This is a genomic window from Mycobacterium sp., assembly GCF_032159775.1.
Classification (GTDB): domain Bacteria; phylum Actinomycetota; class Actinomycetes; order Mycobacteriales; family Mycobacteriaceae; genus Mycobacterium.
In genome coordinates this window covers 22,394-35,328 of the sequence record NZ_JAVHWK010000102.1, presented here as the reverse complement: position 1 = coordinate 35,328, position 12,935 = coordinate 22,394, and the positions used below count along the sequence as shown (strand labels likewise).

15 protein-coding genes and 1 pseudogene are annotated in these 12,935 nt (G+C 64.6%); 7 read left to right on the top strand and 9 right to left on the bottom strand.

Annotated features, from left to right (window positions below):
• The first annotated feature begins 69 nt into the window (after window positions 1-69).
• Window positions 70-1,377 carry a hydroxyacid-oxoacid transhydrogenase gene (locus QOJ24_RS11225; protein ID WP_526261087.1) on the top strand — a complete coding sequence of 436 codons (1,308 nt, stop codon included), beginning with the start codon at window positions 70-72 and terminating at the stop codon, window positions 1,375-1,377.
• Between the two features lie 7 nt (window positions 1,378-1,384).
• Here QOJ24_RS11225 and QOJ24_RS11220 read toward each other — a convergent pair whose 3' ends face one another.
• The gene (locus tag QOJ24_RS11220) at window positions 1,385-1,834 is read right to left on the bottom strand and encodes a universal stress protein (RefSeq protein ID WP_526261085.1); all 450 of its coding nucleotides are present in this window, start codon (window positions 1,832-1,834) and stop codon (window positions 1,385-1,387) included.
• 102 nt (window positions 1,835-1,936) lie between these two features.
• Between QOJ24_RS11220 and QOJ24_RS11215 the strand changes: the two genes are divergently transcribed.
• Window positions 1,937-2,221: a hypothetical protein gene (locus QOJ24_RS11215; RefSeq protein WP_526261083.1), complete on the top strand. Its 285-nt coding sequence runs from the start codon at window positions 1,937-1,939 to the stop codon at window positions 2,219-2,221.
• An 8-nt stretch (window positions 2,222-2,229) separates the two neighbouring features.
• Here QOJ24_RS11215 and QOJ24_RS11210 read toward each other — a convergent pair whose 3' ends face one another.
• From QOJ24_RS11210 to QOJ24_RS11200, 3 genes are all read right to left on the bottom strand, one after another.
• Window positions 2,230-4,479, bottom strand: a complete 2,250-nt coding sequence (locus QOJ24_RS11210) for an ATP-binding cassette domain-containing protein (protein WP_526261081.1) — start codon at window positions 4,477-4,479, stop codon at window positions 2,230-2,232.
• A gap of 15 nt (window positions 4,480-4,494) precedes the next feature.
• A complete protein-coding gene (locus QOJ24_RS11205; RefSeq protein WP_526261079.1) occupies window positions 4,495-4,983 on the bottom strand; it encodes a universal stress protein in 489 nt (162 codons plus the stop codon).
• Window positions 4,984-5,060: 77 nt separating this feature from the next.
• On the bottom strand, window positions 5,061-5,327 hold the full coding sequence (locus tag QOJ24_RS11200; protein ID WP_526261077.1) for a YdeI/OmpD-associated family protein: 267 nt from the start codon (window positions 5,325-5,327) through the stop codon (window positions 5,061-5,063).
• Between the two features lie 130 nt (window positions 5,328-5,457).
• Here QOJ24_RS11200 and QOJ24_RS11195 point away from each other — a divergent pair, with 130 nt between their 5' ends.
• From QOJ24_RS11195 to QOJ24_RS11185, 3 genes and pseudogenes are all read left to right on the top strand, one after another.
• The gene (locus tag QOJ24_RS11195; RefSeq protein ID WP_526261075.1) at window positions 5,458-5,763 is read left to right on the top strand and encodes a hypothetical protein; all 306 of its coding nucleotides are present in this window, start codon (window positions 5,458-5,460) and stop codon (window positions 5,761-5,763) included.
• 69 nt (window positions 5,764-5,832) lie between these two features.
• Entirely contained in the window at window positions 5,833-6,903 is a 1,071-nt protein-coding gene (locus QOJ24_RS11190) for a threonine aldolase family protein (RefSeq protein WP_526261073.1), read from the top strand.
• 64 nt (window positions 6,904-6,967) lie between these two features.
• Window positions 6,968-7,159, top strand: a pseudogene (locus tag QOJ24_RS11185) (adenylate/guanylate cyclase domain-containing protein); the annotation flags it as partial.
• A gap of 8 nt (window positions 7,160-7,167) precedes the next feature.
• On the opposite strand, the gene QOJ24_RS11180 reads toward QOJ24_RS11185, so the two are convergent.
• Window positions 7,168-7,323, bottom strand: a complete 156-nt coding sequence (locus tag QOJ24_RS11180; protein ID WP_526261071.1) for a DUF6131 family protein — start codon at window positions 7,321-7,323, stop codon at window positions 7,168-7,170.
• 132 nt (window positions 7,324-7,455) lie between these two features.
• Here QOJ24_RS11180 and QOJ24_RS11175 point away from each other — a divergent pair, with 132 nt between their 5' ends.
• Together QOJ24_RS11175 and QOJ24_RS11170 are read left to right on the top strand one after the other, a co-directional pair.
• Window positions 7,456-8,127, top strand: coding sequence for a LuxR C-terminal-related transcriptional regulator (locus QOJ24_RS11175; RefSeq protein ID WP_526261069.1), 672 nt, complete (start codon window positions 7,456-7,458; stop codon window positions 8,125-8,127).
• 452 nt (window positions 8,128-8,579) lie between these two features.
• Window positions 8,580-9,275 carry a proteasome protein gene (locus tag QOJ24_RS11170; protein ID WP_526261067.1) on the top strand — a complete coding sequence of 232 codons (696 nt, stop codon included), beginning with the start codon at window positions 8,580-8,582 and terminating at the stop codon, window positions 9,273-9,275.
• A 37-nt stretch (window positions 9,276-9,312) separates the two neighbouring features.
• Here QOJ24_RS11170 and QOJ24_RS11165 read toward each other — a convergent pair whose 3' ends face one another.
• From QOJ24_RS11165 to QOJ24_RS11150, 4 genes are all read right to left on the bottom strand, one after another.
• Window positions 9,313-9,714, bottom strand: a complete 402-nt coding sequence (locus tag QOJ24_RS11165) for an STAS domain-containing protein (protein WP_526261065.1) — start codon at window positions 9,712-9,714, stop codon at window positions 9,313-9,315.
• A 127-nt stretch (window positions 9,715-9,841) separates the two neighbouring features.
• A complete protein-coding gene (locus QOJ24_RS11160) occupies window positions 9,842-10,645 on the bottom strand; it encodes a transglutaminase-like domain-containing protein (protein WP_526261063.1) in 804 nt (267 codons plus the stop codon).
• Window positions 10,646-10,679: 34 nt separating this feature from the next.
• The gene (locus QOJ24_RS11155; RefSeq protein ID WP_526261061.1) at window positions 10,680-11,747 is read right to left on the bottom strand and encodes an NAD-dependent epimerase/dehydratase family protein; all 1,068 of its coding nucleotides are present in this window, start codon (window positions 11,745-11,747) and stop codon (window positions 10,680-10,682) included.
• A gap of 63 nt (window positions 11,748-11,810) precedes the next feature.
• The gene (locus tag QOJ24_RS11150) at window positions 11,811-12,758 is read right to left on the bottom strand and encodes a manganese catalase family protein (protein WP_526261059.1); all 948 of its coding nucleotides are present in this window, start codon (window positions 12,756-12,758) and stop codon (window positions 11,811-11,813) included.
• Window positions 12,759-12,935: the final 177 nt, after the last annotated feature.

Genomic DNA, 12,935 nt, shown 5'->3' with positions numbered 1-12,935 from the left:
GCGGCGTCGGGGGGCAACGCTGTCCATGGAAACCAGTTATAGGCTCATCTGCAGGCGTTGGGAGGGTCAATGAGTTGCTGTCACTATCAGCCCGCCGGTGATGGACTGGAAACGGCTTTCACGGTTGACGCATCCAGGATCACCTTCGGCCGAGGCTGCCTTCAGGAACTCGGCGACCGCGCTTCGGCCCTCGGGATGACCCGGGTGGCGTTGTTCTCCGATCCCGGGGTCGCCAAGCTGGAGGTGTTCGACACGGCGCACCGCTCCCTGCGCGCGGCGGGCATCGACGTCGTCGAATACACCGATGTCCATGTCGAGCCGACGGACGAATCATTCAAGCGGGCAGCGGATTTCGCGTCGGAGACCCGACCCGATGGCTATGTGTCGGTCGGCGGCGGCTCGGTGATCGACACCGCCAAGGCAGCCAACCTGTACGCAACCCACCCCGCCGATTTCTTGTCCTATGTCAACGCTCCCGTGGGTGACGGAACGCCGGTACCGGGCCCGTTGACATCTCACATCGCCTGCCCGACGACCTCGGGCACCGGCAGCGAGGTGACCGGCATGGCGATCTTCGACCTGCTGTCGATGTCGGCCAAGACCGGCATCGCCTCTGCCGCGTTGCGTCCGACCGAAGCACTCGTCGACGCCGACTGCACCGACACGTTGCCCGCCCAAGTGGTCGCCTGCTCCGGGCTCGACGTGCTGTCGCACGCACTGGAGTCGTTCACAGCGCGGCCGTTTGTCCGAAGGAGCGCGCCCGATCGGCCGAGTGTTCGACCGCTGAGTCAGGGCGCGAATCCGTGGAGCGACCTGGGTAGTCGGGAAGCCATGCGATTGCTCGGCAGCTATCTGGAGCGAGCCGTCAGTGACCCGTCAGACCGGGAAGCGCGCGAGGAGACGATGTGGGCCGCCACCCTCGCCGGCATCGCGTTCGGCAATGCCGGGGTGCACATCCCACACGCCATGTCGTACGCGGTGGCCGGGCAGGTGCGCGAGTTTCATCCCGACGGCTATCCAGGCTCTGAACCCATCGTTCCGCACGGGATGTCGGTGATCCTCAACGCTCCATCGGTTTTTCGCCTCACCGCATCCACCAACCCGCAGCGCCATATGGAGGCGGCCCGCCATCTCGGCGCCGACGTCGGCGACGTCGGCCAGGACGAGGTGGGCACTGTTCTTGCCGAGCATCTCATCGGAATCATGCGCGCAGTGGGCATGCCCAACGGGTTGTCCGGTGTGGGCTACACGGAAGCCGATTGCGCCACGCTGGCCGACGGGGCATGGCCACAGCAGCGTCTTCTGCAGAACGCGCCTATCGAGATCGCGAAGTCGACGCTGGCGCAGATGTTCTCGGGCGCTGCTCGGTATTGGTGAGTCGACGTCAGTCCGCGGTCTCCGCGATCAGCACCTCGGTTTTGGCGCGATGAGACACAGCCTTGGGCACCGAACCGAGCAGTCGGCCTGCAATCGAATTGACGCCGACGTTGCCGACCACGAGCAGATCGGCGTCAACGTCGTCGACCAGGTCTACGAGCACATCGATCGGGGCCCCCGCGATGGCGCGTTCTTCGACGTCCTTTGCGCCCGCGGCCCGTGCCCGGTCGGCGGCGTCGCGAAGCATCCCGTAGACCGGAGCATTGCCCTCGGTCCGGTACTTCTCGCCCTTGAGCTGATCGGGCTCGCCGGAACGGCCCTCGTCCTCGGGCAGGAATGCCGTGGCCACGATGAGTTTCGCGTCGGCCTCCGCGGCGATCGCCGCCGCCTTGTCGACCGCGCGCAGCGATGTGTCCGAACCATCCGTGCCGACCACTACGACCTTGTAATCGCTCATCAGTCCTCCAGATCGCAGATCGATTACCCGCAACCGGCCGGTTCCATGCTTTTTCGAGGGAGAATGATGGGTACACGGCACACATGTCGACGAGGAGGTTCGATGCTTGCTGAACTGGGGCGCAGGGTTGATGCCGCGTTGATGCGAGGGACGGATGCCGCCCATGAGGCCGCCCACGCCACGGTGCTTTACCTGCGGAGAATTGTCGGTACGGTTTCCGGGGCTGCTACCCGCGTGACGCATGAAACTCGGGACCTGGCGTGGAACTATCAGGATGTGGCGACCGACCTGCGTCGACCCAACGCCGTGAGAACGCAGACGCCTCAGGACCAGCTTCCCCGACAGAATGTGCGGCCCGCGCTGCGCGTGGTCGGGTCGGACGAGTAAGCGGCGCGCTACGCGTCGACCTTCCTTCGAAGTCTCCAACGGACGAATCCGGCGAACAGCAGGGCGAGCACTACTAGCATCCCCACGTCGAACAACCACACCGAAGCGCTGTGATGCCAATGCGAATCGTCAACATCGGCAACAAGATTCGTCAGGTCCACTGTCGAAGCCATGGCCGCAACTCCCCACCGCGCGGGGGTGAACGCGGCAATCGCCTCCAGTACGGGGCGACCCGTGATCGGGATGAAGCTGCCTGCGAACACGAGTGGGGCCATGCACGCGACCGCCAGCAACGCGATGTACTGGTTGACGCTGCGGGACACCGCCGAAATGGCAAGGCCGAGAACCGCCGCCACCGCAGCCGTGAACGCCACGTCAACGAACAACTCCAGCAGGGGACTGTCGAGCGCCGCGGCAGTCGTCGGTGCGGGTTTTCCGATTCCAGGCGCCGTCACCGCCATCACCAGAATTGCCGACTGGATTACCGCGACGGCGCCGAAAACGAATATCTTGGCCAACACGTACGCCGACGGTGAGAGCCCAGCCGCCTGCTCGTGACGGTAGATCGTCCGCTCGCCGATCAGATCGCGAACCGACACGGTCAGGCCCATCAAAACCGCGGCGAAGCTGAGCAGCACGACGAGCTGCCGCGGCTCGAACGGGGCTGATGTGCCTGCGGGGGGTTTTGTGAAGCCGCCGTGACCGCCCACCGCCAGCGGTAGCAAGCCGACGATGAACGGCGCCAGCACGAGAAAGGCGAGATACCGCCGGTCGGCGAACATCAGCTGAATCTGACGCTGTCCGACCGTCGACACCTGACGCCAGAAACTTGTCCGGGATCTCCTCCCGATCGGCAACGGGCGCGCGCGTGCGGGGGACGCGCCAGGGTCGACGGCCGATCCGTGTCGTTCGAAGTAACGTCGTTGCGCCCCATCGGGATCCGCCACGAGATCGGTGTAGATGTCGGCCCAATCCGCAAAGCCCATCGCCTCACCGATATCACCGGGTGGCCCGTAGTACGCGGTCTTGCCGCCGGGGGCCAGCAGCAGCACCTGGTCGCACATGTCCAGGAACCACAACGAGTGTGTTGCCACCACGATCACCCGGCCGGCGTCGGCGAGCCGGCGCAGCATCGCCATCACCTGCTGGTCCAGCGCGGGATCCAAACCCGTCATGGGTTCGTCCAGTGCCAGCAGCGACGGTTCGGTCAGCAGCTCCATCGCCACCGATACGCGCTTGCGCTGCCCGCCCGACAATTTGTCGACGCGTGTGCCGATGTGCTCGGCCATGTCGAGTTCGTCGAGCACTCGCGAGACCGCCTGCCGCCGTTCGTGTTTGGTGGTGTCGGGCGGCATTCTCAGTTTGGCCGCGATGTTCAGCGATTGGACGACGGTGAGCCCACGGTGCACGACCTCTTCCTGCGGCACCATGCCGATTCGGCTCCGGATCGACGCGTACTCGGCATGCAGATCGCGCCCGTCGAACGTCACTGCCCCACTTGTCGGCTGCCAGACCCCGACGATCACCTTCAGCAGTGTGGATTTACCCGAGCCGGAGGGACCGATCATCGCGGTCAGCGCGCCCGGCCGGGAAGTGAAGGAAACCCGATCCAGCAGCTGCACGTCGCCGTCGGCGAGGGTCAGCGCGACGTCGCGCGCCTCCAGACCGCCTGCTGTCGTGGCGGGCTCCGCCCGACGGACAAGGTCGCCATCGGTGAAGACGAAGTCGAGGTTGCCGATGGTGACGACGTCGTTGTCGGCAAGCGCCTTCGCCTTGATCCGCTCGCCGTTGACGAATGTGCCATTTGCGCTGTTGACGTCCTGAACCTGGACGCCGGACGGGGTTGCCACCAACCGGGCGTGGTGGCGTGACGCCAGCGCGTCGGAGATACCGATGTCATTGTCGGCGGCGCGGCCGATGGTGATCGGATGCGGAAGCCGCGTCGTCTCCACCGCCGGCCGCTCATCGGGGGGCGGACCGAATTCGAACGACAGCGCGGGTCCCTCGCGGTTTCCGAGATTGATTGTCATCCCATCGCGCACGGGCGTTGTCATCACCCGTTCCTTGCCGACGAACATGCCGTTGAGGCTGTCGTTGTCGACCGCGGTCCACTGCCCGTCGACACATCGCAGGATCACGTGCGCCCGAGAGATCCCTTGGTGCAAGACGCGGAGGTCCGCGCGCACGTCGCACCCGACGATGACATCGCGTCCCGGCGCAAAGCTGCGTCGAACATCACCGCAGCTGACGGTGATCATCGGGCCGCAGCGGCCTCAATCGGCCGTATGGACGATCAGGATGTCGATTCGGGCTTTACGGGCGACCTCGGCGGGCACCGAACCCAGCAGCCTTCCGGCGACCGAGTCCAGTCCGACGTCTCCGACCACGAGCAGGTCCGCGTTCACCTCGCCGACCAGTTTCACCAAGGCGGGAACCGGCGCGCCTTCGATAGCACGCTCCTCGACCTTGTCGGCGCCAGCGGCTCTCGCCTTGTCGTGCGCCTCTCGGAGGATCCCGTACACGGGCGCGTTGCCGTGCAGCATGTAGCCCTCGCTGCCGAGGGAGTCCGCGGCACGGGGGTCAGTCACGTGATCGTGCGACGGCACCCGTGACCAGCCGCCCTTCTCGACGGTCTCCACGTGCGCGCTGGCGATGATCAGCTTCGCGTTCTCCCCGGCGGCCACCTCTGCGGCGCGGGTGACCGCGCGCATGGACGACTCCGAGCCGTCGGTCCCGACAACCACGGTCCGATATCCGTCCACGTCAACTCCTCAGCTCCGTCATGACGACTTAGGAGACGGTAACGCCGGCTGATCGACTATGGACGAATTTCGGCCCGTTACCTGCCGTTGCGTTCGCGGTGCTTGCAGCCAGGCCAACAGCACGGCCTGCGCATGCCTTCCTCGAGCTCCTCCTGGGTGCGGCGGATGCGGCGCTCTCGCGTCTTCTCCTGCTTGGCGTCTTCGACCCAGCAGATGAACTCGTTGCGCGCCAACGGCGTGATGTCCTTCCATGCAACGAGGGCAGGGGAGTTGCCGATCAGCGCTTCTCGCAGGTCTGCCGGTAACTTGTGCACAACGCCGCCCGGCACTTGCTGGCTGCTCACGGGGCCAGGGTAGTCGCAGACCGTTCTTCGACGCTTCGATCGGCGCCCATCGCCGCCGCGAGGCCGCGGAGTCGACTTTCGCACGATTCGAGAACACCGAGGTCCACATCCGCCGCTCCGGCTTGCCGTTGTGGTACTCGAACGGGTTGTCGATGTCGCGGATCATGGCGATCGCATAGACCAGCAGGTAAGTGATCACGTCGTTCCGGGTCTGAACGCACTGGACACCACCGCGCAGATTCTGGCGTGGGCGCTGGTCTTCGGCTTCGCCCAAGAGCTGTTCACTCATTTCGTCGACCAGCAGGCCAGACCGTTCTCAACAGCGTTCGCGCCGCCGATGCAGGCCGGCCCGCCACGGCGTAGGTGGCGGGCCGACTACAGCTCGCTGCTGAACTGCAGGAGTCACGGACCAAGTGGACTCCCCACAGCAGACTAAGGACATCCGGGGCGCGGAGAAATCGGGTGTTTCCCTATATTTTTCGTCCGGGTCCTAGATTGAAGCGTCGTGAGCCCATTGCACGACATCAGCGTCCGCGGTTTCGCCTCCGACAACTATTCGGGTGTTCACCCAGACGTGCTCACCGCGATCGCCGACGCCAACGACGGGCATCAGGTGTCCTACGGCGAGGACGTGTACACGGCGCAACTGCAAGCGGTGTGCGCACGGCACTTCGGGGCAGCGACTCAGACCTTTCCGGTCTTCAACGGCACCGGCGCCAATGTCGTCGGTCTGTTGTCAATGCTGCCGCGCTGGGGCGCAGTCGTGTGCGCCAAGACGGCGCACATCCACGCCGACGAGGGCGGAGCGCCGGAGAAAGCCGCAGGCATCAAGCTGCTGCCGGTCGCGACACCCGACGGCAAGCTCACGCCGGATCTCGTCGCCGAGGAGGCCTGGGGGTGGGGCGACGAGCACCGGGCGCAACCACTCGTCCTCTACATCACCCAGTCGAGTGAGCTCGGCACCGTGTACACACCCGACGAGATACGGGCAATCGCTGACTATGCGCACGAGCGGGGAATGCGCGTGTTCATGGACGGCGCGCGGTTGTCGAACGCCGCTGCGGCGCTGGACCTTCCGTTGAACGCGTTCACCACCGACGTGGGCGTCGACGTCGTCACCTTCGGCGGCACCAAGAACGGCGCGCTCGGTGCGGAGGCGATCCTGGTGCTCGATGCAACGGCTTCTGATGGACTGGTCTATCTGCGCAAGCACCAGATGCAGCTCGCATCGAAGATGCGCTTCGTCTCGGCACAGCTGCTTGCACTGCTCGACGGTGACCTTTACCTGCGCAATGCCCGGCACGCGAATGCGATGGCGGCACGGCTGAGGTCGCGAATGGAGGCGGGGGTCGCCGACGGCAGCATCCGCGGTGTCGACTTCACCCAAGAGACGCAGGCCAATGCCGTGTTCGCCCGTCTGCCTGCCGGTGTCGCGGACCGGCTGCGCGAGAGCTTCCGGTTCTACGACTGGGACGCGTCGACGGGTGAGGTGCGCTGGGTGTGCAGCTTCGACACGCAGCCAGAGGACGTCGATGCGCTCGTGGTGCAGGCCGCTCGATTGACGTCGTCAGCATAGGCTGTCGCGGTTATTTGATTGCCGCAGAGCGCAATTCGGGGGGCCATTCTCCATCGCCTCGGCGATCGGCGATACGGTCAACGTCGCTGCCCGTGTCGAGCAGTTGACCAAGACCACCGGCGACGCGACCCTTCTCACCCAGCAGGCTGTCGATGCCCTGATATCGCGGCCGACCACGCTCACCGACCGGGGAAGCCATGAGGTGAAAGGAAAGTCGGCCGCGATACAGGTGTTCGCACTCGCTGGGGTTATATGACCGACCGCCTAGAAGTAATGGCGCCGACCACCTACGGCGCGTCCCGTCGAGCCAAGGAGCGCCAGCACGACACCTATGACGAGCAGAATGATTCCGATGGTCCACAGCACCGAAATCTTGAGCAGGAATCCGGCGATGAGCAGGATGATTCCGAGAACAATCATGGCAGAGCCTTTCTGGTCAGGGCCACCCCGTGCGTTTCGGAGAGCGCACTGCGCCGAGCGGTTTCTCGACATAGGTCAGTCAACACCCCTAGGGAGGGTACAACCACACCCCTAGGGAGGTACTTTCTTGGCATGGGAGCCCGCCCGAACAGAAGACCGATCACGGTGGCCATCGTCGACGACTACGACGTGGTGGTGATGGGCGTGGCCAACATGTTCGACAAATACCGCGACCGAATAGTCGTTGCCGAACTCGGCTCGACCATGTCTGTTAAGGACACCGTCGACATCGTGTTGTATGACTCCTTCGCTCAACCGGAGTCGGACAACGAAGAGATCGCAGTCCTAGTCGACAACCCGCGTGCGCACCGAGTCGTGGTGTACACCTGGAACTTTCACCCCGACCTTGTCGAGAGCGCCCGCAAACAGGGTGCCCACGGCTACGTCTCCAAGACGTTGCCCGCCCGGGAACTGGTCGCCGCACTGGATGCCGTGCACGCCGGGGAAACGGTCATCAGCGACGCCCCGTCGCGGGCACGCAGCGCGGTAGGGCTCGACTGGCCGGGTCGAGGCGAAGGACTCAGCGATCGCGAGTCCGAGATTCTGGCGCTGATCACTCAGGGTAAGAGCAACGCCGAGGTCGCCAGGCTCACCTACCTCAGCCCAAACACGGTGAAGTCCTACATCCGGTCGATCTACCGCAAGATCGAAGTCGGCAGCCGGACCCAAGCTGTCCTGTGGGGAGTGGATCACGGCTTCACTCCCGACGATCACCGCATTCAACATTGGCGAGGTGGGCCCTGAGCGGACCGAACACCTTGCCTGCTAAGTCCTGACTCGGCGTCGCCGCGACGTCGGCAACCGTCCGATCGGCAAGGCCGCAGAGTCGAGCACACGAAGGACGCGTCGCCTGTGGCGGCGAACCGCGGCCGCCGTCATTCCACACAAGAACCCGAGGACGAAGAATCCCCGCGCGCGTCGCCTGTTTCTGCGAACAACAGGTGCAGCGACGAATCCTGCTGTTCCGGCAAGGGCTGCGACGGCAAGGATCAAGGCAACCAGATGTATCGGCCCAAGCCACCCCATCACGCACCTCCAGCGGGCCGCCGTCTGCAGTGGGCCGCCTGCCCGATCCAACCACCGTGGTCGCCCCGCCGGCGTCGTCGATCGTCGTTCGTGACCAAAGCGAGCATCAAGCGTTAGCCGTCTGCTGCTTTCCACGTCGATACGCGCCCGGCCGTGAGAACATCGCCGGGATGACCGTCGTTCTCGCGCTGCGCTGTGCCGACGGAGTGGTGATGGCTTCGGACTCGCAGATCACCGACTCGGCGAGGGGCCTGAGCTACCCGGCGCAGAAACTGCACACTCTCGGCGACCACGCTGCGTGGGGTGGAAGCGGATCGCGTGCGGTGCTCTACGACGTCGAGCAGATCTTCAACACCGAGGCGCACACGGTGGTCGAGGCCAACGACATCGGACACGCGTTGCAGGAGCGGTTGATCCCGGTATTCAAGCGTCACTACGCTAATTTCATCGAGGACGTGCCCGCGCAGCATTCAGCCGGCACGCCCGCCACCTACATTCTGGCCGCAGGATATTCCGGAGACCAACCGTTCATCATCGATCTCGACCCGAACGGGTTGATCGGTCATTACGAGGAGGTCGGCTTCCAGGCCGTCGGCAGCGGCGCGGCGATGGCGCAGCAGGCGCACGCGCTGCTGGGGCACTTCCGGATGACGGAGCGCGGTGTGGACTACGGAGTGGTGGCGGCGTTGCGTGTGCTCGACGCGCTGGACGCGACATCGCCGAGTGTGGGCGCCCCGATGGACATCTGCCGCATCACCCCTGACGGCGCTCGACACTTCAACACCGAGGAAGTGGAGGCGGCCCGCACACAGGTGAAACGCTGGGTCGAGCTCGAAAGTCGCGCGCTGAACGAGCTTTTCGACTGATTCCTTTCTTGGCGCGAACTGGAGAAGTGCTGCGCGGCTAGGGACGGTCTTCCCGACGAACGTCACGCAACGCATCGTCGAGGGTGGAATGCAGCGCCAGGATCGCGTCGAGTCCCAGGAGCCTGATCGGCCTGCGCGTAGCGACCCCGTCGGCGACCACCGCGAATCGTACGGCCATCGCATCGGCTGCCTCCTGCGCTGCGACCAGAACGCTCATCCCGACGGAGGCGAGAAACGTCACCTCGGTGAGGTCGATGACGAGCGCAGTCGCGGATTTTTCCAGCGCCTCGCAGATCGCGAGGCCGAGACGCGGTGCGGTGACCATGTCGACCTCGCCGTCGACAGACAACACCACCAGCCAGTCCCGCCGACTTTCGCGAATCTCGAAGCCGTGACGGTGAGTGCTGGATTGGGCCGGCTCGCAAAATTGTTCGACCATGTGAACCCACCTCGAGCTTTCCGGGATGTTCAGTCGTCGAGCGGTCGCTCGAGTTCATCCCAGTCAAGACCCTTAGGGAGGGTGGTGTTACACCCCTAGGGAGGTACTTGACGTGAATGGCGTCCCGCTACTGGATCGATACCAGTCGATCGAGCGCATCGCGCGGCAGGTCGCCGTCGGAAGTTGCGGTCACCGTCATGTTGGTCAGGTTGATGGACCCTTTGTGGTTATCCAGGAAGGCGGTATCGGCGGCATCGCGTCCGGTGGCGATACGGACGAGGGTCTGCCGCGGTGCCAGGCACGTTGCGTCGACCACTCGCCAATGCCCGTCGACGAATGCCTCGGCCACCGCGTGGAAGTCCATCGGTGACAGGCCGGGCGCGTAGACGGAGACGAGACGCGCGGGCACGTTGACCGCGCGCAGCAGCGCGACGACCAAGTGCGCGTAGTCGCGGCACACTCCGTTGCCGGCAAGAAGGGTATCCACCGCGCCGTCGATCGGATCGCTTGATCCCGGAACGTAGTTCAGCCGGGTGCCCACCCACGACGACACCTTCTCCAGCAGAGTCGCCGAGTCGGCGTGAGCACCGAATTCGGTTGTGGCGAAGCCGTAGAACTTGTCCGCCTCGGCGTAACGGCTGGGCCACAGGTACATCGACAGGTCATAGTCGGACACCGGAGCCGGCGTCGTCTGGCCGACGATCGTCGCTTCGTAGCGGACTTCGAGATGGCCGACATGTGCGTCGAACTTGTGAATGCGGTTGCCGTGCAGTCCGGTGATCTCGCGAGCCTCGATCGGCCGTCCGTCCAGCACGAACGACAACGTTTCAGAGACTTCCGCGTCGGGGTGTGGTGCGACGGCGATCTGGAAATCCAAAGTCGTGTCCGCGTCTATGTCCACGTCGAGATCGGCGCTGACTTGCCGTTTCATTGTGCTGACCCTATCTGGGTGCGCGGCAGCGCGCTCACGGGAGACGGCGCGATGAGATCAAGCCGTCGGTCACGTCGCGGCGCAGCAGTTCGAGCATCGAGCGTTGCCGCAACGGCGGGCTTTCCGCGTGAGCCTGGTGCGCGACGCCGTCCAGAAAATCTGCCAGGGCGTCCGTCGAGCTCCACTTCGGAGTCCAGCCGAGGACGCTGTGCGCGCGGGAGGAGTCCAGAAGAGGAACGGTGAACGCCAAGTCGAGCCAGCCGCGATCGATGTGTTGCAGGCGGGCGCGCCAGCTCAAATCGACCAGAATGCCGAGCAGGCCAGCTGGCACGTGGACCGACCGCGCGTCGAGCGCAGCCGCTACGTCGTCTCGTCCGACGGGCGGCTCGGCAGCGAGATTGAACGGTCCCGTCGCGCGGTGCTCGATCACCCGCGAGATCGCGTCCGCGACGTCATCGGAATGGATCAGTGGAATAGACAGCCGACGATCGAGTGGAAGCAACGGAAGAAGCGGAATCAGTTGCATCGGCACGTATTCGGGCAATGCGTAACGCATCAGAGCACTGGCAGCGGCGCGCTGCAGGATGAAGCCCGGACGCATCCGGGCTATCGGAATAGCGGCACCGTCGAGTCTTTGCTCGTATTCGTCGAGAAGCGCCTCGACCGCAGACTTGTCACGGCTGTAGGGCGAGGACTGGACTCCTGTCGTCGGCCAGGTTTCGTCCACCCGCGACCCGTACCGTCCCGGAGCGTATGTCCCCACCGAAGACATGTGCACCAGCTGGCCGACTCTGCAGGCGTGCGCAGCCTGCAACACAGCGGCCGTGCCACCGACACCCAGCTGGGTCAGGTACCGGGTGTCGCGGGTCGGCTGAAATCCCCATGCCAGATGCACAACCACATCGGCGCCCTCGAACACGTCGCGCAGCTTGTCGATCCCATCGCGGCCTGCTAGGTCCAGCGGGCACCACTGCGCTCGCGCGTAGACGCCCCGCTGCGGAGGTGGACGACGCACGACTCCGACGACATCGTGTTTGGCGGGGAGGATCCGGAGCAGAGCGGTTCCGACGTTGCCACTCGCTCCGGTGACGACGATGCGCATAGCTGTGCCTCCAAGAGCAGGGCGGGCTGACGTCGTCGACGCCAGCCCAGCCGTGCGCGGGTCTTACTTCTTCGTTTGAGAACCGCCGTTGGCCGCGATCTCGACCTCGGCGGTGGCCTGAATGAGCGCCAAGAGCTCCTTGTCCAGACCGGGCGCGAACTCTTCGCGCCGTTCCGGCGCGATCGTCATCGGAAACCCTTCGGGCATGACGGCGGTGCTGAGCTCGGTTCCGTCGTTCGACGGAGATGCACCTCGATACAGTTTCGCGGCCTGGCTCTCGTCATCGGCACTGAAGGTGAACTGAATACTCTGCAGGCCCTGGTCGAGAAGCTTCTTGACCTCGGGGAACTGCTCGGCGCTGGTCTTGGGGATCGGCAGCGCAGCGCCCCAGTTGACGCCGAGGCTCTCCAAGGCCTTGGCGAACGCGTTCTCGTGAGCCTGATCGCGAACGATCAGATAGGCGATCGTGGACCGCGCAGTCTTGTTGTCGGTCATCTCGTATATGCGGCACTTCTGCAGCCGCCCCGTCGACTCCAACATGAGGTTGTAGAGCAGGTCGAGCACCAGGTTTCCGCTGTTGTAGACGTAAGAACCCAGCCAGGGATTACCCGCCGCATCGACCGGCAGCGCGCCCTGGGCGCCGACCAGATAGTGGTGGATGTTGCTGGTGTCCAGCGCGATCTTCAGCGGCGTCGCGCCCTTGGCGCCCGGCTTGTCGACGTCGTCGGTCTTCTTGCCCATGTATTCAGGTGAGCCGTCGAGCAGGCGCGAGATGGTCGTGCCGATCAGCTCGACGTGGCTGATCTCTTCGGTGCCGACACCCTGCAGAAGGTCTTTATACGGCTTTGATGCCGCGTCGCCGCGGAAGTTGATGCTCTGGAATAGGTACTGCATCATCGTCCGCATTTCACCGAACTGGCCACCGAGGCCTTCTTGAAGTGCGTTGGCAGCAGCTGGATCCGGCTCGTCAACGGCGATCTCGTTGATGAGTTGCTGAGTATGTAAGTACATGAATCCTCCTAGTGGCCTTGACGTTGCGCCGACGGGCCGCGCGCAGGTGCACAGAGAGGAATCCGGTTCAACCCCCGGCATCAGGGCACACGCGGTGCTCCGGGTCTGGAAGCTAACGGCTCGGTTCTGATACCCGGACTGCTGCCATGCAAACGTGGTCGAGGGTGGTTGATTGTG